27 protein-coding genes and 1 pseudogene are annotated in these 23,353 nt (G+C 62.6%); 21 read left to right on the top strand and 7 right to left on the bottom strand.

Annotated elements, in window-relative coordinates; translation table 11 throughout:
- Positions 1 to 12 precede the first annotated feature (12 nt).
- Both NKI96_RS02475 and NKI96_RS02480 read left to right on the top strand, forming a co-directional pair.
- Positions 13 to 600 (top strand): hypothetical protein, encoded by a 588-nt coding sequence (locus NKI96_RS02475; RefSeq protein WP_023712362.1) that lies wholly within the window; start codon positions 13 to 15, stop codon positions 598 to 600.
- Positions 600 to 941, top strand: coding sequence for a DUF6105 family protein (locus tag NKI96_RS02480; RefSeq protein WP_023693426.1), 342 nt, complete (start codon positions 600 to 602; stop codon positions 939 to 941). Before NKI96_RS02475 ends, NKI96_RS02480 begins: the two co-directional genes overlap by 1 nt.
- On the opposite strand, the gene ruvX is transcribed toward NKI96_RS02480, so the two are convergent.
- Positions 859 to 1,365, bottom strand: coding sequence for a Holliday junction resolvase RuvX (ruvX, locus tag NKI96_RS02485; RefSeq protein WP_023693427.1), 507 nt, complete (start codon positions 1,363 to 1,365; stop codon positions 859 to 861). The two genes, NKI96_RS02480 and ruvX, sit on opposite strands and share 83 nt — an antisense overlap.
- A gap of 164 nt (positions 1,366 to 1,529) precedes the next feature.
- On the opposite strand from ruvX, the gene NKI96_RS02490 reads away from it, so the two are divergent.
- From NKI96_RS02490 to NKI96_RS02520, 7 genes and pseudogenes are all read left to right on the top strand, one after another.
- On the top strand, positions 1,530 to 2,237 hold the full coding sequence (locus tag NKI96_RS02490) for a metal-dependent hydrolase (RefSeq protein WP_023684673.1): 708 nt from the start codon (positions 1,530 to 1,532) through the stop codon (positions 2,235 to 2,237).
- A gap of 44 nt (positions 2,238 to 2,281) precedes the next feature.
- Complete coding sequence (locus NKI96_RS02495) at positions 2,282 to 2,698, top strand: hypothetical protein (RefSeq protein ID WP_023670998.1); 417 nt, start codon at positions 2,282 to 2,284, stop codon at positions 2,696 to 2,698.
- Between the two features lie 110 nt (positions 2,699 to 2,808).
- The gene (gene gatC / locus NKI96_RS02500) at positions 2,809 to 3,096 is read left to right on the top strand and encodes an Asp-tRNA(Asn)/Glu-tRNA(Gln) amidotransferase subunit GatC (protein ID WP_023670999.1); all 288 of its coding nucleotides are present in this window, start codon (positions 2,809 to 2,811) and stop codon (positions 3,094 to 3,096) included.
- A 7-nt stretch (positions 3,097 to 3,103) separates the two neighbouring features.
- The gene (locus NKI96_RS02505; RefSeq protein WP_352802776.1) at positions 3,104 to 3,559 is read left to right on the top strand and encodes a GNAT family N-acetyltransferase; all 456 of its coding nucleotides are present in this window, start codon (positions 3,104 to 3,106) and stop codon (positions 3,557 to 3,559) included.
- On the top strand, positions 3,559 to 5,124 hold the full coding sequence (locus tag NKI96_RS02510; RefSeq protein WP_023712361.1) for an amidase: 1,566 nt from the start codon (positions 3,559 to 3,561) through the stop codon (positions 5,122 to 5,124). The genes NKI96_RS02505 and NKI96_RS02510 overlap by 1 nt, the downstream gene beginning before the upstream one ends.
- 1 nt (position 5,125) lies before the next feature.
- Positions 5,126 to 5,656, top strand: a complete 531-nt coding sequence (locus NKI96_RS02515) for a hypothetical protein (RefSeq protein WP_023671002.1) — start codon at positions 5,126 to 5,128, stop codon at positions 5,654 to 5,656.
- Between the two features lie 7 nt (positions 5,657 to 5,663).
- Positions 5,664 to 6,456, top strand: a pseudogene (locus tag NKI96_RS02520) (YdcF family protein).
- Here NKI96_RS02520 and NKI96_RS02525 read toward each other — a convergent pair.
- On the bottom strand, positions 6,405 to 7,148 hold the full coding sequence (locus NKI96_RS02525; protein ID WP_023671004.1) for a DUF599 domain-containing protein: 744 nt from the start codon (positions 7,146 to 7,148) through the stop codon (positions 6,405 to 6,407). The pseudogene NKI96_RS02520 and the gene NKI96_RS02525 sit on opposite strands and share 52 nt — an antisense overlap.
- A gap of 271 nt (positions 7,149 to 7,419) precedes the next feature.
- Here NKI96_RS02525 and NKI96_RS02530 point away from each other — a divergent pair, with 271 nt between their 5' ends.
- The 4 genes from NKI96_RS02530 (at position 7,420) to NKI96_RS02545 (ending at position 10,866) form a co-directional block, all read left to right on the top strand.
- Positions 7,420 to 8,823, top strand: coding sequence for an L-serine ammonia-lyase (locus tag NKI96_RS02530; protein WP_023671005.1), 1,404 nt, complete (start codon positions 7,420 to 7,422; stop codon positions 8,821 to 8,823).
- 78 nt (positions 8,824 to 8,901) lie between these two features.
- Positions 8,902 to 9,339: a DUF1489 family protein gene (locus NKI96_RS02535; RefSeq protein WP_023815779.1), complete on the top strand. Its 438-nt coding sequence runs from the start codon at positions 8,902 to 8,904 to the stop codon at positions 9,337 to 9,339.
- A 103-nt stretch (positions 9,340 to 9,442) separates the two neighbouring features.
- Entirely contained in the window at positions 9,443 to 10,168 is a 726-nt protein-coding gene (locus NKI96_RS02540) for a hypothetical protein (protein WP_023693433.1), read from the top strand.
- The gene (locus NKI96_RS02545) at positions 10,168 to 10,866 is read left to right on the top strand and encodes a DnaJ domain-containing protein (protein WP_023700739.1); all 699 of its coding nucleotides are present in this window, start codon (positions 10,168 to 10,170) and stop codon (positions 10,864 to 10,866) included. Before NKI96_RS02540 ends, NKI96_RS02545 begins: the two co-directional genes overlap by 1 nt.
- A gap of 46 nt (positions 10,867 to 10,912) precedes the next feature.
- On the opposite strand, the gene NKI96_RS02550 is transcribed toward NKI96_RS02545, so the two are convergent.
- Positions 10,913 to 12,307 (bottom strand): SPOR domain-containing protein, encoded by a 1,395-nt coding sequence (locus tag NKI96_RS02550; RefSeq protein ID WP_502900245.1) that lies wholly within the window; start codon positions 12,305 to 12,307, stop codon positions 10,913 to 10,915.
- A 340-nt stretch (positions 12,308 to 12,647) separates the two neighbouring features.
- On the opposite strand from NKI96_RS02550, the gene NKI96_RS02555 reads away from it, so the two are divergent.
- The 3 genes from NKI96_RS02555 (at position 12,648) to clpA (ending at position 16,076) form a co-directional block, all read left to right on the top strand.
- Positions 12,648 to 12,977 (top strand): phasin family protein, encoded by a 330-nt coding sequence (locus tag NKI96_RS02555; protein ID WP_023671011.1) that lies wholly within the window; start codon positions 12,648 to 12,650, stop codon positions 12,975 to 12,977.
- A 276-nt stretch (positions 12,978 to 13,253) separates the two neighbouring features.
- A complete protein-coding gene (gene clpS / locus NKI96_RS02560; protein WP_023671012.1) occupies positions 13,254 to 13,580 on the top strand; it encodes an ATP-dependent Clp protease adapter ClpS in 327 nt (108 codons plus the stop codon).
- 6 nt (positions 13,581 to 13,586) lie between these two features.
- Positions 13,587 to 16,076 carry an ATP-dependent Clp protease ATP-binding subunit ClpA gene (gene clpA, locus NKI96_RS02565; protein WP_023754876.1) on the top strand — a complete coding sequence of 830 codons (2,490 nt, stop codon included), beginning with the start codon at positions 13,587 to 13,589 and terminating at the stop codon, positions 16,074 to 16,076.
- A gap of 365 nt (positions 16,077 to 16,441) precedes the next feature.
- Here the strand turns inward: clpA and NKI96_RS02570 are convergent, their stop codons facing one another.
- The 4 genes from NKI96_RS02570 to NKI96_RS02585 form a co-directional block, all read right to left on the bottom strand.
- Positions 16,442 to 16,870, bottom strand: coding sequence for an HIT family protein (locus NKI96_RS02570; RefSeq protein WP_023693438.1), 429 nt, complete (start codon positions 16,868 to 16,870; stop codon positions 16,442 to 16,444).
- 95 nt (positions 16,871 to 16,965) lie between these two features.
- The gene (locus tag NKI96_RS02575; protein ID WP_023693439.1) at positions 16,966 to 18,180 is read right to left on the bottom strand and encodes a GNAT family N-acetyltransferase; all 1,215 of its coding nucleotides are present in this window, start codon (positions 18,178 to 18,180) and stop codon (positions 16,966 to 16,968) included.
- Between the two features lie 42 nt (positions 18,181 to 18,222).
- On the bottom strand, positions 18,223 to 18,963 hold the full coding sequence (locus NKI96_RS02580; RefSeq protein WP_023693440.1) for a glycerophosphodiester phosphodiesterase: 741 nt from the start codon (positions 18,961 to 18,963) through the stop codon (positions 18,223 to 18,225).
- Positions 18,964 to 18,977: 14 nt separating this feature from the next.
- A complete protein-coding gene (locus NKI96_RS02585) occupies positions 18,978 to 19,442 on the bottom strand; it encodes a RidA family protein (RefSeq protein ID WP_023693441.1) in 465 nt (154 codons plus the stop codon).
- A 138-nt stretch (positions 19,443 to 19,580) separates the two neighbouring features.
- On the opposite strand from NKI96_RS02585, the gene NKI96_RS02590 reads away from it, so the two are divergent.
- The 5 genes from NKI96_RS02590 (at position 19,581) to tsf (ending at position 23,337) form a co-directional block, all read left to right on the top strand.
- Positions 19,581 to 20,411, top strand: a complete 831-nt coding sequence (locus NKI96_RS02590; protein WP_023730122.1) for a cell envelope integrity EipB family protein — start codon at positions 19,581 to 19,583, stop codon at positions 20,409 to 20,411.
- Between the two features lie 44 nt (positions 20,412 to 20,455).
- Positions 20,456 to 20,734: a DUF4031 domain-containing protein gene (locus NKI96_RS02595; protein ID WP_023671020.1), complete on the top strand. Its 279-nt coding sequence runs from the start codon at positions 20,456 to 20,458 to the stop codon at positions 20,732 to 20,734.
- On the top strand, positions 20,731 to 21,342 hold the full coding sequence (locus NKI96_RS02600; protein ID WP_023688582.1) for a LysE family translocator: 612 nt from the start codon (positions 20,731 to 20,733) through the stop codon (positions 21,340 to 21,342). The genes NKI96_RS02595 and NKI96_RS02600 overlap by 4 nt, the downstream gene beginning before the upstream one ends.
- A 177-nt stretch (positions 21,343 to 21,519) precedes the next feature.
- Complete coding sequence (gene rpsB, locus NKI96_RS02605; RefSeq protein WP_023671022.1) at positions 21,520 to 22,308, top strand: 30S ribosomal protein S2; 789 nt, start codon at positions 21,520 to 21,522, stop codon at positions 22,306 to 22,308.
- A gap of 108 nt (positions 22,309 to 22,416) precedes the next feature.
- Positions 22,417 to 23,337: a translation elongation factor Ts gene (gene tsf / locus NKI96_RS02610; RefSeq protein WP_023684688.1), complete on the top strand. Its 921-nt coding sequence runs from the start codon at positions 22,417 to 22,419 to the stop codon at positions 23,335 to 23,337.
- The last annotated feature ends 16 nt before the right edge of the window (positions 23,338 to 23,353 follow it).

Below are 23,353 nucleotides of genomic sequence, written 5' to 3' on the forward strand. Positions count from 1 at the left end.
AGCAGGAATGCCATGCGGCACATTTTGACGTCCTTTCTGGCCTTGCACTGGGCGCTGGTTTTCGCCCTGCTGGCGTTCATCTGTGTCGATGGAAACCGCGGCGTTGCGGGCGCTCTGGGCGTGCTCGGCGTCGTCGTGGAAAACACTCGTCTGGCCGATCTCGACAATGCTGCCGTCGTGGCGCCGCTGGCCATCGCCTTGCTGGTCGTGGCGGTGCTGTTTTGCTGGGTCTTCGTCGAGAGCCTGGTTAACGTCGCAGCGAGCCCGGACGGAGCCGACAGTGTGGCGCGGACCGCCTTCATTTCGGCATCCGCGGTGTTGTCGCTCATCCTGATCGGCGGCGCAGCGCGAGGCATCAACGGCCTGTTTTTGGTTGTCGCCGTGCAATTGGCGGCACTTCTGGCCTCCTATGTCGCCATGCTGGCCGAGCGGAGGTCGGTCTTCGCTGTCATGGTTTCTCGGGAGGCAGAGAGCCGCGCCACCGCCCATGCCATGGCCAAGGGTGCCGCGCACGGCTCCTTGCTGTCGCGCATTTCCGGCCGTCCGGACATTGGTCCCAGCGGTCCCAGAGGCGGCTCCAGCCGCAGGGACGGTCACTGATGCGCACGCTGTTCGCATTGTGGGCCGCGCCACTCGCTCTGTTCTGGGGCTGGTTCTTCCTGTCGCTCAACGACATCAATTTCGGCTACGTCATGCTCAGCCGGCAGCTGCATGATTTCGTGTTCCAGCTCTACGGGCAGATGCTGGGCATCGATCCGGCGATCATTCCGGGCATGGTGGCAAGGGCCTGCGTCTTTGACGGCTTCCTGCTGATGGCATTGTGGGCGTTTCGCCGCCGCCGCAACATCACGGCCTGGGTCAGGCGGCAGGCGGGGAATCCGGTTCCGTCCGATCGCGTGGGTCAAGCGACTGGAGCCGGTCCAGAACTCCCTGCAGAATAAAGGCCGCAGCCGCCGAATCGATCTTGCCGGCGCGCTTTCGGCGCGAGAAATCCATCTCGATCAGCGTCCGCTCCGCCGCCACCGTCGACAGCCGCTCGTCCCACAGCACGAAGGGCAGGTCGGTTATACCTGCCATGTTGCGCACGAAGGCGCGCGACTTCTGGGCGCGGGGACCTTCCGAACCGTCCATGTTGATGGGGAGACCGAGTACAAACGCGCCGACATTGTCCTTCTGCAGCTGGGCGAGCAGCGCTGCCGCATCCAGCGAAAACTTTTTACGCAGGATGACAGGGCGCGGATGGGCAAAGGACAGGCCGCGGTCGGAAACGGCGACACCGATCGTCCTGTCGCCGAGGTCGAGCCCGGCCAGCGTCCTGCCGCCCTCCAGGCGTGTCGGCAGATCCTCGATTGCTATGATGCCCAACGGCTTTCCCCAACCAGCGTTACCGTGACTCAGTCTATTGCGACCCAGACTTGCCGTCACAAAGAGCGCGACACGTTCTTTTGAAGCGCGAGCACACTATGTCACTTTAATTTTGCTGCCGGCGTTCTATCTTCCGGCGCAACCAAAATCGAGGAACACGATCGATGAAATTGACCTGGTACGGACATTCCGCCTTCCGCGTCGAGACATCAGGCGCGACCATCCTGATCGATCCCTATCTCGTCGGCAACCCATCATGGACGAGCGGCTGGGAGGGGCCGGCGGAAGGCGTCACCCATGTGCTTCTGACCCACGGCCACAGTGATCATGTCAGCGGCGCGGTGGAGGTGCTGAAGAAGAGCGGCGCCCAGCTGGTCGCCAATTACGAGATCTGCATGTACCTGGTCGGCAAGGGCGTCGACGGCAAGAAGATCAATCCCGGCAATCATGGCGGCACCGTCGATTGCGGTGCCTTCACCACCACATTCGTGCAGGCACTGCATTCCTCGTCGTTTGGGCTCGATGGCGGCCAGAACGTCTACCTCGGCAATCCCAACGGGCTGGTCCTGCATTTCCCGGAGGACAAGACGCTCTACCATATGGGCGACACCGACATCTTCTCCGATATGGCGCTGATCGAGGAATTGCATGAGCCGAAGATCGGCCTCGTGCCGGTCGGCGACCGCTTCACCATGGGCGGCGCGGTGGCGGCCCTGGCCTGCCGGCGCTTCTTCCACTTCGACACCGTCGTGCCATGCCACTTCGGCACCTTCCCGATCATCGACGCGACGGCGGAGAAGTTCGTGGCCGGCCTCGAAGGATCAGGTGTCGACGTAGCCTTGCCAGCCATCGGCCAAACGATCACACTATAGAGCGATCGTTGAAACGATCCCTTGTCGCAAAGGGGAATTAAACCATGGGTTTGAGAGAGACTCTTTGCGTTTCGATGCTGGTCGCTGCGTCGCCCGCATCCGCCGCCGAGGACTTCATCAAGGGCGTTTACCTCCAGACCCAGGAGCTTTGCGCGCAAGCCAAAAAGGACACGCTGCAGACGCTGATCGACACCGGCAATGTCATCTTGTCGGCGGACGGCCTGCAAAGCGTCGAGTATAATTGCGAGTTCGTCCAGGTCACCAAGGCGACGCGCTCGCCGAGCTGGGCGGTCACTGCCATCTGCCAGGAGCCGGGCTTTCTCTTTCCCGATATACTGTCGATCACGCAGATGAACGCGACCCAAATCGACATCGTCTCGGTGCGCCCGACCGCCGACGAAGGCGAGCAGGCCGGCAATGGCGGCAGCTATTATCTGTGCGAGGGTGTATCGCTGCCCTAGGCTGAAATGCCGCCCTGGCATGAACGGGCTCTATCCCCAAGCACGATCGATGTTGCGCGGCACGCGCCACGCCGCTATAGCGCCATCTGGTTTTCCCAAAGGCTAAAGACATGTCCGTTGATCTGCAAACTGTGAAGCGCGTCGCGCGTCTCGCCCGCATTGCGGTGAGCGAGGAGGATGCCGAGCGCATGACCGGCGAGCTGAACGCCATTCTGGGCTTTGTCGAGCAGCTGAACGAGGTCGATGTCTCCGGCGTCGAACCGATGACATCGGTGACGCCGATGGAGATGAAGAAGCGCCAAGACATCGTCACCGACGGCAACAAGGCTGCCGATATCGTCGCCAACGCGCCGGCCACTGACGAGAATTTCTTCCTCGTGCCGAAGGTCGTGGAGTAGCTGGCCGATGGCAATCGAGATCGCCATCGAAACGCCGCTGCAGGACGATGTCCGCGCTTTGGTCGAGGAGCTCAACGCGACGCTGCTCGAACTGACGCCGCCGGAGCATTGCTACCATCTGACGGTCGAGCAGATGGCTGGCGACGACACCACCGTGTTCATCGCCCGCGACGACGGGCAAGCCATCGGTTGCGGCGCGCTGAAGCGCCATGACGCCCGCGTCGGTGAGGTCAAGCGCATGTACACGCGGCCCTCGCATCGCGGCAGGAAGATCGGCGCCAAGATCGTCGAGCATGTCGAAACGCTGGCGCGCAGCGAAGGGCTGAAGCGCCTGGTGCTTGAAACCGGCGACCGCCATCCCGCCGCCTGGACCATCTACGAACGGGCCGGCTTCTCGCGCTGCGGGCCGGTGCTGGATTATCCCGATTCCGAGTGGTCGGTGTTTTACGAAAAGAGCCTTTGATGAGCGAACTGACCCATCTGACAATTTCGCAGGCGCGCGCCAAGCTGCGCGCCAAGGAGATTTCGGCCGTCGAAATCACCGAGGCCTATCTCGGTGCCATCGAGCGCGCCAATCCGGTGCTCAATGCCTACATCGTCGTCACCGGCGACAAGGCGCGCGATATGGCCAAAGCTTCCGACGCCAGGCTCGCCAAGGGCCAGGGCGGTGCGCTGGAGGGCATCCCGCTCGGCATCAAGGACCTGTTCGGCACCGAAGGTGTCCACACCCAGGCCTGCAGCCATGTGCTCGACGGCTTCAAGCCGCGCTACGAATCGACAGTCACCGCCAATTTGTGGGCAGACGGCGCCGTCATGCTGGGCAAGCTCAACATGGACGAGTTCGCCATGGGCTCGTCCAACGAGACCTCCTATTACGGCCCTGTCGTCAATCCGTGGCGGCGTTCGCGCCTCGACACGGTGGTGATGCCGACCACGCATCAGGGCGATGGCGGTTTCGTTTCGGCCGGCGGCACGAAGACCGCGCGCACGCTGGACAATGCCCAACTGGTGCCGGGGGGCTCGTCGGGGGGCTCGGCTTCCGCCGTCTCGGCTTTCCTGTGCGCCGGCGCCACCGCCACCGACACCGGCGGCTCGATCCGCCAGCCAGCCGCCTTCACCGGCACCGTCGGCATCAAGCCGACCTATGGCCGCTGCTCGCGCTGGGGCATCGTCGCCTTCGCTTCGTCGCTCGATCAGGCGGGCCCGATCGCCCGGGACGTGCGCGATGCCGCGATCATGCTGAAGTCCATGGCCTCGGTCGACGCCAAGGACACCACTTCCGTCGACCGGCCGGTGCCGGATTACGAGGCGGCGATCGGCAAACCGATCAGGGGCATGAAGGTCGGCATTCCCCGGGAATACCGCGTCGACGGCATGCCGGAAGAGATCGAGGCGCTGTGGCAGAAGGGCATTGCCTGGCTCAGGGATGCCGGCGCCGAGATCGTCGACATTTCGCTGCCGCACACCAAGTATGCTTTGCCGGCTTATTATATCGTAGCGCCTGCCGAAGCATCGTCCAATCTGGCGCGCTATGACGGCGTCCGCTATGGCTTGCGCGTGCCAGGCCAGGACATTGTCGACATGTACGAAAAGACCCGAGCCGCCGGGTTCGGTCAAGAGGTCAAGCGTCGCATCATGATCGGCACCTATGTGCTGTCGGCAGGCTATTACGATGCCTACTATCTGCAGGCGCAGAAGGTGCGCAATTTGATCAAGCGCGACTTCGAGACGGTTTTTGCCGACGGCGTCGACGTCATCCTGACGCCGGCGACGCCGTCGGCCGCCTTCGGCATCGCCGACGAGGACATGGCCGCCGATCCGGTAAAAATGTACCTCAACGACATTTTCACGGTGACCGTGAACATGGCCGGACTGCCGGGCATTGCCGTGCCTGCCGGCCTCGATGCCAAGGGCCTGCCGCTCGGCCTGCAGCTGATTGGCCGTCCCTTCGACGAGGAAACCCTGTTCCAGACAGCCGCCGTCATCGAGCAGGCGGCGGGAACCTTCCAGCCGGAGAAGTGGTGGTAGCATGCCGCCTCCGTCTCGCATTTCCATCGTCGAGACGGGAAACGAACTGCTGATCACGAACCCGCCACGCACCTCGGATTTCAGGACAGTCTTTGTCCTGATCGGGGCCGCGATCGTCGCCTACACCGGCTACATGGGATTGACGGATATGTCGTCCGCAACGCTCACCAGCGGCACGCTCGGCCTGCTGTCCTTCGTGGCGGTCATTGCCCTCTTCACCTATTTCCTGGGCAAGGATTTCATCTGGCGGGTGTTCGGCAGGGAAACCCTGCGGCTGACCGACACCGCAGCCGTGCGCTCGGTGAGGGGTTCTTTGCGAAATCGGTGGTCACTGCCTTTGAAAGGGCATCTTAGGGTCGAAATCCTCGACCATACCTATCCCACGGACGAAGTGGGACTGTCGGAAGTCATCAGCTTGACCAACGCGAACGGCGTCCTTGTTTTCGGCAGGGAGTTAAGCCGCCTCGAAGCGGAAGCGGTAGCGAGTGCGGTCGAGCACTTCACCGGCCGTCACAATTTGAGCTGGAGATAGGCAGGCAATGTTCTTCTATCTCTCCAAGGTATTCTGGTTCTTCGTCCAACCACTCAACCTGGCGATCTTCCTGCTGCTTGCCGGCTTGCTCGCGGCGCTGATCGGCCGCCGGCGATTGGCGGCGACGGGCAGTGTGTTCGCCTTCCTGATTCTGGCGCTGTCGGCCTGGACGTCGCTTGGCGCCATGATGCTCAATCCGCTCGAAGAGCGCTTCCCAAAGCCGCCGCTGCCGCGGAAGGTCGACGGCATTGTCGTGCTCGGCGGCGGCTTCGAGGGCGCCATCAACTTGGCGCGCGGCGGCTCTGAATTCCGGCGGCGACCGCATGGTCGAGGCGGCGATCCTTGCCCGGCGCTTTCCCGAGGCGAAAGTGGTTATCTCGGGCGGCACCGGTGAACTGTTCATCGATGGCGAGGGGGATGCGGCCACCGCGCCGCGGCTGCTCGGTGCGCTTGGCGTCGACGCCGATCGCCTGATGCTCGAGAGCAAATCCCGCAACACCTATGAGAATGCCGTCTTCACCAAGGAACTGGTAACGCCGAAATCGGGCGAAACCTGGCTGCTGGTGACCTCCGCCTTCCACATGCCGCGCGCCAAGGCGCTGTTCGACAAGGCCGGCTTTCACACGGTCCCGTGGCCGGTCGACTATCGCACCTCGGGCAAGGAAGGCTTTGGCCTGTTTCGCGACAACGCACCCGATTCGCTGCAGACCACGACCGTGGCGATCCGCGAGTGGATCGGGCTCGCCGCCTATTGGCTGTCGGGCCGGATCGACCAGCTTTTCCCCGGCCCGGGCGGCTGACCGATCACGGCTTGCCTTGCGGCGGAAAAGAACTGACGCCGCACCAGCACTGCCAGTAGCAGCAGCGTCGACAGCACGAACACGATCGGGTCGACGAACCAGCCGAGATAGCCGATCGAGAAGAACACCGCGCGCAGGCCTGAATTGAAATGCTTGCCGGCCAGCATGTTCATGCGCGCCGCGCGCCACACCGCCGTTTCGCTGACCGGGTTGCGTGACGCCTCGCCATAGGGGATCGGCACCGCGCCGATCAGGATCGTGCAGTAGTTGAAGAGACGGTAGGCCCAGCCGAACTTGAAGAAGGCGAAGGCCAGGATCAGCACCAGGCCAAAGACCTTGATCTGAAAGGCGGAGCGCGATGAGGTCGCGTTCAACGGCAGGTCGTTCAGCACGGCAAGGACCTGATCCGAGGCGCCAAGCAGCGCGAAACAGCCACCGAGCGCAATCAGCGAACTGGAGGCGAAAAAGGCGGTGCCTTGCTGCAGGCCGCTCATGATGGCGGTGTCGACGATGCGGATTTCGCGCTCGGCCATGGTGCGCATCCAGGCCTCGCGCTGCACGTTCATGGCCATCGTCAACGACACCCGGCTGACCAGTCTGCCGTCGGACGCCAGCGTATGCAGCAACCATGCGAGCAGGAAGAAAGCCAGCGCCGCCAGATCAGCCGTCGACAGATGGAAGGAATCGCCCATGCCGCCTTTTACCACAGGCAAAGCGGTCAGTTCGATGCTCCAATGCATGCGCCCAGAGGTGAGCTGCGGTTCTGGGACAACGACATGCATTGAAACAAGAACTTAAAGCGCGTCGCATGAATCCGTTTCAGCGCGACGCGCTTTCAGCCGGTGATGTCGCTGCCGGAGCAAACAAGGTCGGCAGGTGCAGCGCCGCAATCCGCAAAACAGCACAAACATCATGGAAAGTCCTATATGTAGGTCTTGATCCCATTCCCGGAGACGGCGCAGCGTGTTTCTTTCGGTTTTCGACCTGTTCAAGATCGGCGTCGGACCGTCGAGTTCGCACACGATGGGACCGATGACAGCGGCGCGGCGGTTTCTCGACGAGATCGCCGGAGACGACTGGCCGCGCCCGGCCGGCGCGAAAGTTGATCGTCTGGGCGCCAGCCTGCACGGTTCGCTCGCCTATACCGGTATCGGCCATGGCTCGGATCGCGCCGTTGTCCTCGGCCTTGCTGGCCTGACACCGCAGACGGTCGATCCCGATCAGGCCGAAGGCATCGCCACGCGCATCGCCGCCGAGAAGCGGATATCGCCACACGGCCATCCCTCCTATCGCTTCGACCCGGCGACGGATCTGGTGCTCGACCGCAAGACGCCGCTCACCGGCCACGCCAACGGCATGGCTTTCTACGCTTACGATGCCGGCGACCGGCTGCTGCTCAAGCGCATCTATTATTCCATCGGCGGCGGCTTCGTGGTGTCCGAGGAAGAGCTGCAGCGGATGAAGGTCAAGGGCTCGGTGACCACAGAAGGCAAGAAGGTGCCCTATCCCTTCAAGAACGCCGTCGAGATGCTGAAGATGGCAGGCAAAAGCGGCCTGTCTATCGCCGACATGAAGCGCGTCAATGAAGAGACGCATATGTCGCGCGAGGAGCTCGACAGCGGCCTTGATGCGATCTGGGGCGCCATGAAGGGCTGCATCGACCGCGGCCTGTCGCAGGACGGCATCATGCCGGGCGGGCTGAAAGTGCGCCGTCGTGCCCGCATGCTGCACGACAAGCTGCAGGAGCAATGGCAGCAGAACAAGCCCAACCCTTTGCTGGCCAATGACTGGCTGTCGATCTACGCCATGGCGGTGAACGAAGAGAACGCGGCCGGTGGACGCGTCGTCACCGCGCCCACCAATGGCGCGGCCGGCACATTGCCGGCGGTGCTGCGTTACTGGCTGCATTTCCACCCCGAGGCTGACCAGCCGAGCATCCGCGACTTCCTGCTCACGGCCGCCGCCGTCGGCGGCATCATCAAGACCAATGCCTCGATCTCCGGCGCCGAAGTCGGCTGCCAGGGCGAGGTCGGCTCGGCCTCGGCGATGGCTGCCGCGGGTCTCTGCGCCGTCATGGGCGGCACGCCCGAGCAGGTCGAGAACGCCGCCGAAATCGCGCTCGAACATCATCTCGGCATGACTTGCGATCCAGTCGGCGGTCTGGTCCAAGTGCCTTGCATCGAGCGCAACGCGCTCGGCGCCGTCAAGGCGGTCACCGCCGCCTCTCTGGCGATCAAAGGCGACGGCGTCCATTTCGTGCCGCTCGACGCCGCGATCGAAACAATGCGCCAGACGGGCCTCGACATGAACGAGAAGTACAAGGAAACCAGCCTTGGCGGGCTCGCCGTCAATGTCGTGGAATGCTGACCGCGCAACGCCACTGGCACTGTGGAGAAGTCGGGCAGGGCCGTTGACGCAATCGCGCGCCGGACTAAACCTTAAGCGATGGCACTCAATCTCCTAAAACTGTGCGTCGGTTGCGACAGCGTCGAGGACCTCGAAGAATGGATCGCCTTTCGCGTCGATGAGCGCCGCCGCGCCGGCGAACCCGCCGAGCACTGGCACACCACCCGCATGGTGCCGGCGCGCGGCGCCGAGGTGACCGATGGCGGTTCGCTTTATTGGGTGATCAAGGGCAGCGTGCAATGCCGCCAGCTGATCACTGATATCAGGCCCTTCACCGACGACGAAGGCATCGGCCGTTGCCGCCTGATGCTCGACCTCGACGTCGTGCGCACCGACTGGCAGCCGCGCCGCGCCTTCCAGGGCTGGCGTTATCTCAAACCTTCGGATGCGCCCGCAGATATCGGCAAGGGCAAGGCCGGAATGGTCGAGATGCCGCCGAAACTGAAGCGCGAGCTCGCCGATCTGGGCTTGCTGTAGAGCCAAGGGCGCGGCCGCTTCTCCCAGAGCGTCGAGCGCTGGCCCTTCATCTTGTCCAAGGCTGGACTTGCAAGGGAGCCGACAACGCCACATCTTGCTTCTTATGAGCGACAAGAAGCAGCGCGTGCCCGCAAGGGCCGATCCTGCGCCGGTCAAGCCTCAATCCAATGCCGGCGAGATCGACGCCTTCATCCGTCAGGCCCGGACGCTTGTCGCGACCGGCACGGGCCGGCTGATCCTTGCCCTCGACGCAACGATGAGCCGCCAGCCGACCTGGGATCTCGCCATCAAGCTGCAGGGCGAAATGTTCGACGCCGTCGGCAAGGCCGGCACCCTCAGCGTCCAACTGGCCTATTTTCGCGGGTTGGGCGAGTGCCGCTCGTCGGCTTTTGTCGCCGACACCAATGCCCTGAAGCAGCTGATGACGCGGATCGACTGCCGTGCCGGCCACACCCAGATCGGCAAGGTGCTGGCGCATGCGCTGAAGGAAACGGCGGCGGCCAAGGTCAATGCTCTGGTCTATATCGGCGACGCCATGGAAGAGGATATCGACGACCTGGCGCAGAAGGCCGGCAGCCTCGGTCTGCACGGCGTTCCCGTCTTCGTCTTCCAGGAAGGCCATGATCCCGGCGCAGAAAAGGCGTTCAAGGAGATTGCGCGGCTGTCCAAAGGGGCTTGGTTCCGATTTGATCGGCGGGCTGCCGCGACCTTGGCCGGGCTGCTTTCGGCGGTTGCCGTCTATGCGACGGGTGGATTGAAGGCGCTCGAGGCAAGGGACAGGCCGGGAGACCGGCTGCTGATCGAGCATCTCAGGGGCGGCGGGAATTGATGGGCGCTATCATTGCACTTGTTGCACTGTTTCTGGTGCTGCTCGGCGCGGCGACGATCTTTGTCCGCGCCGATGCGCAAAAACTGGCAAGCGGCATGCGCACGCTCGGGCCGGTGCTTCTGGCGCTGGTCGGGCTCGCCGTGCTGGTGGTCGGGCGCGAAGGCATTGCCGGCCTCATTCTGGCCGCGGCCCTTGCCTGGTACGGTTCGATGCGAATGAAGCGGCCGTCGGTCGGGCCGGCGCCCGGCAAGCGCTCGACGGTGCGGACCGCCGCACTGGAAATGGAGCTTGATCACGATACGGGCGGGCTTGAAGGCCTGGTTCTGGCCGGCCGCCATGAAGGCAAGATGCTGGGCGCGATGGGCCTGGCCGAGCTGCAGCAGCTTTACCGCGAACTCCCCGGCGACCCGGAGAGCCGCCAGCTCCTAGAGACGTATCTTGACGGCCGTTTTCCCGTCTGGCGCAAAGACGCTGAGGCGAACGGTGGCGAAGGGCTGGGTGTTGCGCCAGGTGCGGGCGCCATGACTAAGGAGGAGGCCTACAAGATCCTTGGTCTTGAAGCGGGGGCCGCCGCGGCGGATGTCCGCAAGGCGCACCGCCGCCTGATGCAGCGCCTGCACCCCGACATCGGCGGCACGTCTTTCCTGGCGGCGCGGATCAACGAAGCCAAGGACGTCTTGCTCTCCAATCACAACTAGTCTCCTTCGACGCAGTAAATTTCCGGGAGATGGTTCCGACGCCGCCCTACTGTTGGACGGCGTAGCAGGCGATTTTCTTTTTCTTCAGGGCATTGCAGGCATTCCAGGCCGCGTCCTTCGAGCGGAAGCCGCCGAACCGGGCGCGGTAATAGGTCTCGCCATCCTTTTCGAAGGCGACGGTGAAACCGGAAGCAGCCCCAAGAACTTTGGGCGCCAGCTTGGCGGTCTTGTCGAGGAAAGCCTGGGCTTCGGACTGCTTGGGCGACGACGCCACCTGCACCGCCCAACCAGCCGGCACCGAGGCCGTGTTGACCGGGTCGACCGCCTGTGGGGATACAGGCGTGGGTTCGGCATAGGCAGCCACAATCTGCGCAGTTTCGACCTTCGGCGCCGTCACGATGACGGTCTTGACCTTCCTGGTCTTGACGACGGGGGCGGGCTCTTCGACCGCGGCCACCGTCTGTTCGTCGGCAGACTGGCCTTCAGCAGACTGCTCGTCAGCGGATGTCGGATCGTCATTGGACGCTACGGGATCGTCTTCAACGATCGGCTTGCCATCCGGCGTCGGCGCGTCATGCTTGGGCAGGAAGACCTTGGCCAGCGCCTTGACCGGATTGTCACCGCCGGCCTTGGCGACCAGGGCGCCGCCGCCGCGGGTCGATGCGCGCGGCATGTAGGCGTTGATCAGGCCGGCCATCTGGTTGTCGCGGCTGCGCCCCGAAGTGCCGCCCATGACGACGGCGACGAGGCGGCGGTTGCCATCCGAAACCGACGAGACGAGGTTGAAGCCGGAGGCGCGGGTATAGCCGGTCTTGATGCCGTCGACGCCCTTGATGCGGCCGAGCAGACGGTTGTGGCCATTGATGCGCTGGCGGCCGTAAAGGAAGGAGCGCTGCGAGAAATAGCCGTAATACTGCGGAAAATGTTCCCTGAGCGCTATGCCGAGCATCGCCATGTCGTGGGCGGTTGTGAACTGGCCGGGATCGGGCAGGCCGTTGGCATTGCGAAACACGGTGCCGTCCATGCCGAGCGCGCGCGCCTTGGCGGTCATCATGCGGGCGAAATTGCTTTCGCTGCCGCCAAGCAGTTCGCCGAGCGCGGTCGCCGAATCATTGGCCGACTTGGTCACCATCGACAGGATGGCGGTCTCGACCGAAACCGCTCCGCCCGCCTTGACGCCGAGCTTGGTCGGCGGTTCGGCCGCCGCTTTGGCCGAGAACGGCACGGGCGTGTTCCTGCTGATCCGGCCCTTCGCCATGGCCTCGAAGGTCAGATAGAGCGTCATCATCTTGGTCAGCGACGCCGGGTAGCGCCGGCCGTTGGCATCGGACGAATAAAGCACCGCGCCGGTCTTGGCGTCGACGACGATCGCCGAAGACCTGGCGGCCATCGAGGACGCGGCATCCGCAACGACAAATGACATCGCCAAAGCGAGGATCATGATCGTTTTGAGGGAAGATGCGGATTTTGAACCGAAGACCGACAACGCCTGACGCACTGATAGTTCCTTTGAAACTCATTGCCCTGGAGGCGGCAAAGGGATCCGACCTCACTTGTCGTCAAACTATCGCAGCCAGCGTTACCAATCCGTTTATGGTAACCGGCGCGTTCACCATTTTACTCGGGCTTGAGTCTTTCTTTATTCGAATTTGAGCTGTTGCCGGCGCAGCGCGGCCTGATGCCGCTGAAATCTTGACTTTTGTGCAGCGCACAATATATTCTCGTGCATTGCACAACCGCGCTCAGGCAAGGGCGCTTCAAAACGCCAAGGGAAACGTCAAATGACCCAGACCTACGAGGACTTCTCGAAATACGGCAAGGAGTTTGCCGATACCGGATTGAAGAGCTTCACCTCGCTCTCCAAGGGCGCGCAAGCGATCGCCACTGAAGCTGGCGAATACACCAAGAAGAGCTTCGAAGCCGGCAGCGCCGCGGTCGAAAAGCTGTTCTCCGCCAAGTCGCTGGAAAAGGCGGTCGAGATCCAGTCCGACTTCGCCAAGCAGAGCTATGAGAGCTTCGTTGCCGAGGCGACCAAGTTCGGCGATCTCTATGCCGATCTCGCCAAGGAGGCTTACAAGCCCTTCGAATCGATTGTCGCCAAGGCGAAGTAATTTCGCTCGAGAATACCAGGCACGGCCTTTCGGGCTTGCAAAACAGACCCGGTCGCGGATGCGCGGCCGGGTTTTTTCATGCCGGTTCAATTCCGGGGCTTTGGCGGTTCACGATTTTGAAAATCGCCTCGGTTTGCCCACCTAGCCATATTGTCAGCTAACAAGAAGGGCTTAAAATCGTCCATCGAACACCTACATATCGAACTCGCCATGGGGATTCGAAAGAGGCAGGACTACGTGACTTCAGGTTTGACTGCCACGACAAGCGTGGTGCGGATGCAAAGTGACGGCGACGGCAATGAGGCCGGTCGCGGCACAGCCGTCATTACGCGCACCAAGACCAAGACCAAGAAGCCCAGCCTTTACAGGGTCCTCATCCTCAACGACGACTACACGCCCATGGAGTTCGTGGTTCACGTCCTGGAGCGTTTTTTTCAAAAGGACCGCGAAGCCGCCACACGCATCATGCTTCATGTTCACAATCATGGGGTGGGCGAGTGCGGGGTCTATACATTCGAGGTGGCCGAGACCAAAGTGTCTCAGGTCATGGATTTCGCCCGACAGAATCAGCATCCGCTGCAATGCGTGATGGAGAAGAAGTGAGGTAACATGCCGGCTTTCTCCCAAGGCCTGGAAAAGGCGCTTCACCAGGCGCTGACGCTCGCCAATGAGCGGCACCATGAATATGCAACCCTAGAACATCTGCTGCTCGCCCTCATCGACGACACCGAGGCGGCCGCCGTCATGCGCGCCTGCAACGTCGATCTCGACGAGCTGAAGCACACCGTTCTGACCTATATCGACACCGAACTCGACAATCTGGTCACCGGTTACGATGAGGATTCCAAGCCGACCGCCGGCTTCCAGCGCGTCATCCAGCGCGCCGTGATCCATGTGCAGTCATCCGGCCGCGAGGAAGTGTCCGGCGCCAACGTGCTCGTCGCCATATTTGCCGAGCGCGAGAGCCATGCCGCTTATTTCCTGCAGGAACAGCAGATGACCCGCTACGACGCGGTCAACTACATCTCGCACGGCATCGCCAAGCGCCCCGGCGCATCGGAGACGCGCTCGCCGCGCGGCGCCGATGACGAGCAGGGCGGCCAGAACGGCGCCGAGCCGCAGGAGGAAGGCGGCAAGAAGAAGCAGCAGCAGGATGCGCTGACTGCCTATTGCGTCAACCTCAACAACAAGGCCAAGGCCGGCAAGATCGATCCGCTGATCGGCCGCGAGAGCGAAATCAACCGCACCATCCAGGTGCTGTGCCGCCGTTCCAAGAACAACCCGCTCTATGTCGGCGATCCCGGCGTCGGCAAGACGGCGATTGCCGAAGGCCTGGCCAAGCGCATCGTTGAAGGCGATGTGCCCGAAGTGCTGCAGGACGCCACCATCTTCGCGCTCGACATGGGCACGCTGTTGGCCGGCACGCGCTATCGCGGCGATTTCGAAGAGCGGCTGAAGCAGGTCGTCAAGGAGCTCGAGGATTATCCCGGCGCCGTGCTGTTCATCGACGAGATCCACACGGTGATCGGGGCCGGCGCCACGTCAGGCGGCGCGATGGATGCGTCGAACCTGTTGAAGCCGGCGCTGTCTTCGGGTGCCATCCGCTGCATCGGCTCGACCACTTACAAGGAGTTCCGCCAGTTCTTCGAGAAGGACCGCGCTCTGGTGCGGCGCTTCCAGAAGATCGACGTCAACGAGCCGACCATCGAGGACGCCATCGAGATCATGAAGGGCCTCAAGCCCTATTATGAGGAATTCCACAAGGTGAAGTTCACCAACGAGGCGATCAAGGCTTCGGTGGAACTGTCGGCCCGCTACATCAACGACCGCAAGCTGCCGGACAAGGCGATCGACGTGATCGACGAGACCGGCGCCTCGCAGATGCTGGTGCCGGAAGCCAAGCGCAAGAAGACGATCGGCATCAAGGAGATCGAAGCCACGATCGCCACGATGGCCCGCATCCCGCCGAAGACGGTTTCGGCAGACGACGAGAAGGTGCTGCAAGGCCTCGACATCGAGCTGAAGCGCGTCGTCTATGGCCAGGACACCGCCATCACCGCGCTGACCTCGGCGATCAAGCTGGCGCGTGCCGGCCTGCGCGAACCGGAAAAGCCGATCGGCTCCTACCTGTTCTCAGGCCCGACCGGCGTCGGCAAGACCGAAGTCGCCAAGCAGTTGGCTGCCTCGCTCGGCGTCGAGCTGATCCGCTTCGACATGTCGGAATATATGGAACGCCACACCGTCTCGCGGTTGATCGGCGCGCCTCCCGGCTATGTCGGCTTCGACCAGGGCGGTCTGCTCACCGACGGGGTCGACCAGCATCCGCACTGCGTGCTCTTGCTGGATGAAGTTGAGAAGGCGCATCCGGACCTGTTCAACATCCTGTTGCAGGTCATGGACCACGGCAAGCTGACCGACCACAACGGCAAGCAGATCGACTTCCGCAATGTCATCCTTATCATGACCACCAATGCGGGCGCATCCGATGCGCAGCGCGCGGCGATCGGTTTCGGATCGACCAAGCGCGAAGGCGACGATGTCGAGGCCATCAACCGGTTGTTCACGCCGGAGTTCCGCAACCGTCTCGATGCGATCATCCCGTTCGGCTCGCTGCCGGTGCCGGTCATCCATCAGGTGGTGCAGAAGTTCGTCATGCAGCTCGAGGCCCAGCTCTCCGAGCGGGGCGTCACCTTCGACCTGTCGCCGGACGCGATCGCCTGGCTGGCCGACAAGGGCTACGATGAACGCATGGGTGCGCGGCCGCTCGGCCGGGTCATCCAGGAGCACATCAAGAAGCCGTTGGCCGACGAGGTGCTGTTCGGCAAGCTCAAGAAGGGCGGCACGGTGCGCGTCACCGTCGAGAAGAAGGAAACCGGCGAAACCGGCCTGAAGCTCGAATCACTGGCCGACGAAGCCCCGGTGCAGCCGAAGCAGGAGCCGGAAGAGACGCCGAAAGCCCGCAAGGCAGTGGCCAAGAAGCCCGTCGCCAAGAAGGCGGTGGCGCAGAAGCCTCAGCCCAAGGGCAAGGACGAGCCTGAGCCCAAGGGCAAGGATGGCGGCAAGCGCAGCCTGGTGCCGCAACTGCCGCGCAAGAGCTGAAAGGTTCGCCTATGAAGGGCCCGGTGACGGGCCCTTTTTTCATTGGCTGGCCGGTTTGCCGACACAGCGCCCCTGCTTTTCAGGGCAGATGTTGTTAGGTCAGGCGGCGACGCCCTCGGGTGCAAACTTGCCCAGGAAGTACCCGCACGCCTTCCAGATGGCGATCGAAATCAGAACGCTCGCATAGCCATCCACGGCGCGGCAGCTGCTTCTACCAACGGCTCTGATGTCGCAACCGAATGTTCCACGATTTTGAAAACCCAAACGCATCCCGGTACGGCGCGCGTTATCACGGGTGGTTTGATATTTCCCTAACCGACGTAATGGATTGTGGCTGAGCTCATCGCCTTGAGGCGCACGCCACCTCAACCGTTCAGCGCTGCCCGGATCCTGGCCGCGTTCTCAGTCAGCACTTCGGGCTTCTCCATCTGTCCCGTATGCGGCTTGAGCGCGATGCCTTCGAACCGCGGGATGACATGGACATGCAGGTGGTAGACGGTCTGGCCAGACGCCGGTTCGTTGAACTGCAGGATGGTGACCCCGTCAGCGCCGAAAGCCTTTTTGACCGCCAGCGCCACCTTCTGGACCGTGGTGAACAGCCGGCCGAGCGTCGCCGGATCGGCATCGAGCAGATTGCGCGACGGTGCTTTGGGCACCACCAGCGTGTGACCGGGGCCTTGCGGCATCACATCCATGAAGGCGACCACGGCATCATCCTCGTAGACGCGGTGCGACGGGATTTCGCCGCGCAGGATCTTCGCGAAGATATTGCTGGGGTCGTAAGCCTCGGTCATGGCGGCGCTCCGGGAGTATGCTCCCGGTGTAGCGAAGCTGTCCCGGACCGGCAAGATGGTCCGGCGATATCGACAGGCGAGGGCAGGGCGGATCGCTATTCCTCAAGATCCTTGCGGAACGGCGTATGCTCTTCCAGAATTTCGCCCATCCGCTCGACCTCGCGCCGCTCACGCCGGAGATAATCGGCCACAGCATTGCGCAGGCCGGGATGTGCGATGTAGTGCGCCGAATGCATGGTCACGGGACGATAGCCGCGCGCCAGCTTGTGCTCACCCTGCGCGCCGGCCTCGACCACCTTCAGCTTACGCTCGATGGCGAAGTCGATGGCCTGATGGTAGCAAACTTCGAAATGCAGGAACGGGTGGTCCTCGATGCAGCCCCAATTGCGGCCGTAGAGCGCATCGGAGCCGATGAAGTTGATGGCGCCGGCGACATAGCGGCCATTGCGCTTGGCCATTACCAACAGGATATCCTGGGACATGCGCTCGCCGATCAGCGAGAAGAACTTGCGGTTGAGATAAGGCCGGCCCCATTTGCGGCTGCCGGTGTCCATATAGAAGGCGAAGAAATCGTCCCAGGCCCTTTCGGTCAGGTCCTTGCCGGTCAGCCGGTCGATCGAGATATCGTTGGCGAGCGCCTCGCGCCGCTCCTTCTTCATCGCCTTGCGCTTGCGCGATGCCAGCGTAGCGAGGAAATCGTCATAGGTCGAAAAGCCTTCGTTGAAGAAGTGGAACTGCTGGTCGGTGCGGTGCAGGAAGCCGGCTGCTTCCAGCGTTGCAACGTCGCTTTCACTGGCGAAGGTGACATGCGCGGAGGACACGCCGAGCTTTTCCGTCACCGCCTTCAGGCCCGCTGCGAGACCGGCCTTCACAATGGCGCTGTCCTCGCCCTTGCTGACCAGCAGGCGAGGGCCGGTGACCGGAGAGAACGGCACGGCGCATTGCAGTTTCGGATAGTAGTTGCCGCCGGCGCGTTCGAACGCATCGGACCAGCCGTGGTCGAAGACATATTCGCCCTGGCTGTGCGATTTGAGATAGCAGGGCACGGCGCCCAGCAATCTGCCTTGGGCATTTTCCAGTCTGAGATGATGACCTTGCCAGCCGGTACGCCGCACGGCGCAGCCGGAATCTTCAAGCGCGCTCAGAAAAGCATATGAAACGAGAGGGTTATAGCCATTTTCTGTGTCGCTGCGGGTTGTGCCGGTAAAGCCGTTCCACTCGTCGCAGGTGAAGGCATTGATGCCGGCGGCGACGCGGATGGAAAACTCCGCATTCGCCGTTTGCCCGTCGCCTTCATCACCCTGATCCATGGGGCTTATTTAAGCTCTGTCGGGGCCGCTACAAGTCACGTTTCAGGCACTTCCATCAGGCGACACTGACAGATCGGGTTCGAACCCTTCGAACGTCATCTGGTCGGCGTATTTGAAAGTGAGATCCACCGCCGGCTGGTCATGCACCGTCCAGGTGATGACAGGCATTTTAAGCCTTTCGCGCACGAAGCTGACGAACGGGTTCGGCAGATCGCCCGCGGCATAGGAGGTGAAGGCGAGGTCATGTGCCAGCATGGCAAAATGCGCCTCGATCAACTGATTGTCCCTGCCGTAGGCGGTCAGCCCACCCGGAATGCCAGGCGCATCCCTAGGGAAGTCGCGGACCAGCCAGTGGTCGAACGACATGATCGCCGCCTTGCCCTTGTAGCGCTCCAGCATCTTGCCGACGCTTGCCACCAAGCCCTCGTCGTAACCGGGCACACCCTTCAGTTCGACAATCATCGGCACACGGCCGTCGACCAGGTCGAGCGCTTCTTGCAGTGTCGGCACATGGTCCTTGGTGCCGCCGATCCTGAGCGCCGCCAGTTCCGCTGCCGTGCGCTGCCAGACAAAGCCGTCCTGGCCGGTCAGCCGCTTGAGGTCGCCGTCATGGATGATGACGGGAACGCGGTCGGATGAGAGGTGCACGTCGCATTCGATCGCATAGCCGCGCTCGGCGGCAGCAGCGAAGGCCGACAGCGTGTTTTCCCAGCGCGTCTTGTTCATGTCGTGAAAGCCGCGATGCGCCACCGGCCGGGCGGTCAGCCAGGAAAGGTCGGTCATTGTCTTGGTCCTGCTCATGCGACCTCGAAGACGGCTTCGATTTCCACTGCGGCATTAAGCGGCAGACAGGCGGTGCCGACGGCGGAGCGGGCATGCTTGCCGCGCTCGCCAAGGGCCGCGACCAGGAAATCGGAGGCGCCATTGGCGACCAGATGCTGCTCGACGAAATCCGGCACTGATGCAACAAAGACGGTGATCTTGACCAGCCGCTGGATTTTTTCGAGATCGCCAAGTGCTGCTTTTGCCTGCGCCAAGATGTTGATTGCACAGTACTTTGCGCCTTCCTTGCCGGTTGCCGTGTCGACGTCGCGGCCGAGCAGGCCGCTTGCCTGCAGCTTGCCGTCCTTGAGCGGCAACTGCCCGGCGGTGAACAAAAGATTGCCGGACCTGCAATAGGGCACATAGTTCGCGGCGGGCGCTGCGGCGGCAGGTATCGTCACGCCGAGATCGCTTAGCCGCTTTTCGATTGTTTCACTCATGGTATTTCCCTATTGCTTGGAGACGCCGCGCTGGCCGGGCCGAAATTGCTATTTTTGCCTCGCTTCCGCCACGACTTTTTTTAAGCTGGACCATCTTTACCTGCGGCCTGCCATCAGCTGCGACGATCGGAGCCCCTTATGCGCGCAACGCGCCTTGCCTTCCACGCCGTTCTCGTTCCGGTGCTGTTCTCGATGGCTCCGGCCTTTGCCGTGCCGGCGCTGCAGGCGCATCGCGCCGTCTACGATCTTACCCTCGACAAGGCGTCGGACCGCTCGGGCATCACCGGCATTTCCGGCCGCATGGTCTATGAGTTCAACGGCTCGCCCTGCGAGGGCTATACGGTAAAATTCCGTTTCGTCACCCAGATCGCCACCGGCGACAACACCAGGCTGACCGACCAGCAGACGACCACGTTCGAGGACGCCGAAGGCAAGACCTTCTCGTTCGTGACCAAATCCTTCGTCGACCAGAACCTCGACAAGGAGGTCAAGGGCACCGCCACGAAAGAGACCAAGGGCCTCAAGGTCGACATCGACAAGCCCGAGAAGAACAGCCTGGAACTCGCCGCCACTCAGTTCCCGACCCAGCATCTGGTCGAACTGATCGGCAAGGCCGAGAAGGGCGAGAATTTCTACGAAACCAGCCTGTTCGACGGTTCGGAGGATGCCAACAAGGTGATGACCACCACCGTCATCGTCGGCAAGAAGGCCGAGGGCGACAAGGCCGACCCCGAAGCGCCGGCGCTGGCCAGGCTTGCCGGCGACAAATACTGGCCGGTCGACATCGCCTATTTCGACGAGACCGACAAATCGGGCGAAGAGGTGCCGGAATACCGCATCAGCTTCAAGCTGCACGAGAACGGCATCACCCGCGACCTCACAATGGACTATGGCGAGTTCTCGATGACCGGAAAGCTGGTCAACCTGTCGCTGTTCGATCAGACCAAGCCTTGCCCGGTCTCGAAATAGCAACAATGCGGCGCTGGCCACGGCAGGCTTGATGGCAGTTCCCGATGGCGGTCTATGTCGATGCGGCGATCTGGAAATGGGCCGGCCATCGCTGGTGCCACCTGATGGCCGACGATACGGACGAACTGCATCGTTTCGCCGCCGAGCTTGGCGTCAAGCGTTCGTCCTACCAGGGGCCGCCCAGGACATCGGCGCCGCACTATGACATAACCGGCTTCGAGCGCGACCGGGCGGTGCGGCTCGGCGCCATCGAATGCAGCCGCGAGGAGATCGTTGCGATCTTCAGGCGCGTACGGGTACCCAACGGAAAGGGCCGATCGTGACCCTAACGGCATTCCTGGCTTATTGCCTTGCCATCACACTTGCCGCCGCCACGCCGGGACCGGCGATGTTCACGGTGATCACCAACGGCGTGGCACGCGGCTTCCTGCGTGCGTTCGTCGCCGGAATGGGCATTGCCGCCGGCGATGCCGTGCTGGTCACCCTGGCACTGCTCGGGCTGGTGGCGCTGGCCCAGACCTTCGAATGGGTGTTTCTCCTGTTGAAATACGCCGGTGCGGCCTACCTGATTTTCCTCGGCATCAAGATGTGGCGGGCCGCGGCCGCGCAATCGGCCGCGCAAGGAATCCCCCAAACCGGATTGTCGCGTTCGTTCCTGCTTGGCGCCTCCGTGGCGCTCGGCAACCCGAAGGCGATCCTGTTCCACGCCTCGATCATGCCGCTGATCCTCAACCTCGACACCATGACGTTTGCCGACGGCCTGCTGGTGGTGGCAGTCGTCGTCGGCGCCAATATTCTCACCATGGGCATCTACGCCGCGCTGGCGGGCAGGGCATCCGGCTGGTTCAGGACGCCCGAACGCATGCGGCTGATTAACCGGTTCGCCGGCAGCGCCATGATCGGCACCGGAGCGCTGATTGCCGCACGCTGAGCGATGAAGCACCTCACCGCTTGCGTTTGCAGCGCTTCCCCTCTATATGCGCGCTCATTCCACACACGGACTTTGGTGTCTGCCCGGGAGAAATCCGGCTGAAACCTCCGGTGGCGTTCGAGGACAAAGTCCAAAAATGCCTGTGTCCGTGGAGGCTAACCGGAAAAGGAACTAAGAATGGCACTGCCTGATTTCAGCATGCGCCAGCTTTTGGAAGCTGGCATTCACTTCGGCCACCAGACCCACCGCTGGAACCCGAAGATGGCGCCTTACATCTACGGCGCCCGCAACAACATCCACATCATCGACCTGTCGCAGACGGTGCCTTTGCTGCACCAGGCTCTGAAGCAGGTTTCCGACACCGTTGCCAAGGGCGGCCGCGTGCTGTTCGTCGGCACCAAGCGCCAAGCGTCCGACATCGTCGCCGACGCCGCACAGCGTTCGGCCCAATACTATGTCAACTCGCGTTGGCTCGGCGGCATGCTGACCAACTGGAAGACGATCTCGAATTCGATCCAGCGCCTGCGCAAGCTCGACGAGATGCTGGCCGGTGAGGCCCAGGGCCTGACCAAGAAGGAACGCCTGAACCTCGACCGCGAGCGCGAGAAGCTCGACAAGGCGCTCGGCGGTATCAAGGACATGGGCTCGACCCCCGACCTGATGTTCGTCATCGACACCAACAAGGAAGCGATCGCCATTCTCGAGGCCAAGCGCCTCGGCATTCCGGTCGTCGCCATCATCGATTCGAACTGCGATCCGGACAAGATCGACTTCCCGATCCCCGGTAATGACGACGCGGCGCGCGCCATCCAGCTCTATTGCGACCTGATCGCCAAGGCTGCCATCGACGGCATCGCCCGCCAGCAGGGCGCGCTCGGCGTCGACATCGGCGCCTCGGTCGAAGCTCCGGTCGAACCGGCGCTTGATCCGGCTCCGGCCCCGGCTGCGGACGCTCCGGAAGCTTGACAGTCGAAGGCCGGTTGCGGCCTTCATCATTCTCATATTTGGCACGCTAGACGGACGCATCACCGAGTACCGGTGGTGCGTCGGTGCATTTAAAACAAAGAGGCGACAATGAGCATTTCGGCTGCACAGGTCAAAGAACTCCGCGACTTGACCGGCGCGGGCATGATGGACTGCAAGGCGGCGTTGACCGAGACCAACGGCAACATCGAAGAGGCCGTCGACTGGCTGCGCAAGAAGGGCATTTCCAAGGCCGACAAGAAGGCTGGCCGTACTGCCGCCGAAGGCCTGATCGGCGTCGACTCCGGCGTCCGCGAGGCCGCCATCGTCGAGGTTAACTCCGAGACCGATTTCGTGGCCCGCAACGAGCAGTTCCAGGAGATCGTTCGCAATGTCGCCAAGGTCGCGCTTGCTTATGGCACGACGGAGGCTGTCTCTGCCGCAAAGTATCCGGGTTCGGACAAGTCGGTCACTGACACCATCAAGGACGCGGTTGGCACCATTGGCGAGAACATGAGCTTCCGCCGTTCGGCCAAGCTCACCGTCCCGCACGGTGCTGTCGCAACCTACGTCCACAATGCGGTTGCCGATGGTCTTGGCAAGCTCGGCGTTCTGGTCGCGATCGAGACGACGGGCAATGAGCATGCCGCCAACGCCTTTGGCCGCCAGGTCGCCATGCATGTCGCCGCCACCAACCCGCTGGCGTTGACCGCCGAGCAGATCGATCCGGCAGCGGTCGAGCGCGAGAAGGCGATCTTCGCCGACCAGGCGCGCCAGTCCGGCAAGCCGGAAGCGATCATCGAAAAGATGGTCGAAGGCCGCCTGCGCAAGTTCTACGAGGAAGTCGTGCTCCTCAAGCAGGCCTTCGTGCTCAATCCCGACATCACTGTCGAGCAGGCGCTGAAGGATGCCGAGAAGGACATCGGCGCTCCGGCCAAGATCTCCGCCTATCTGCGCTTTGCGCTGGGCGAAGGCATCGAAAAGGAAGAGACCGATTTCGCGGCGGAAGTCGCGGCGGCGGTGAAGAAGTAGTTTTAAAAATAGCCCC

The organism is Mesorhizobium sp. M0292 (assembly GCF_040321695.1).
In the GTDB taxonomy this organism is placed as follows: domain Bacteria; phylum Pseudomonadota; class Alphaproteobacteria; order Rhizobiales; family Rhizobiaceae; genus Mesorhizobium.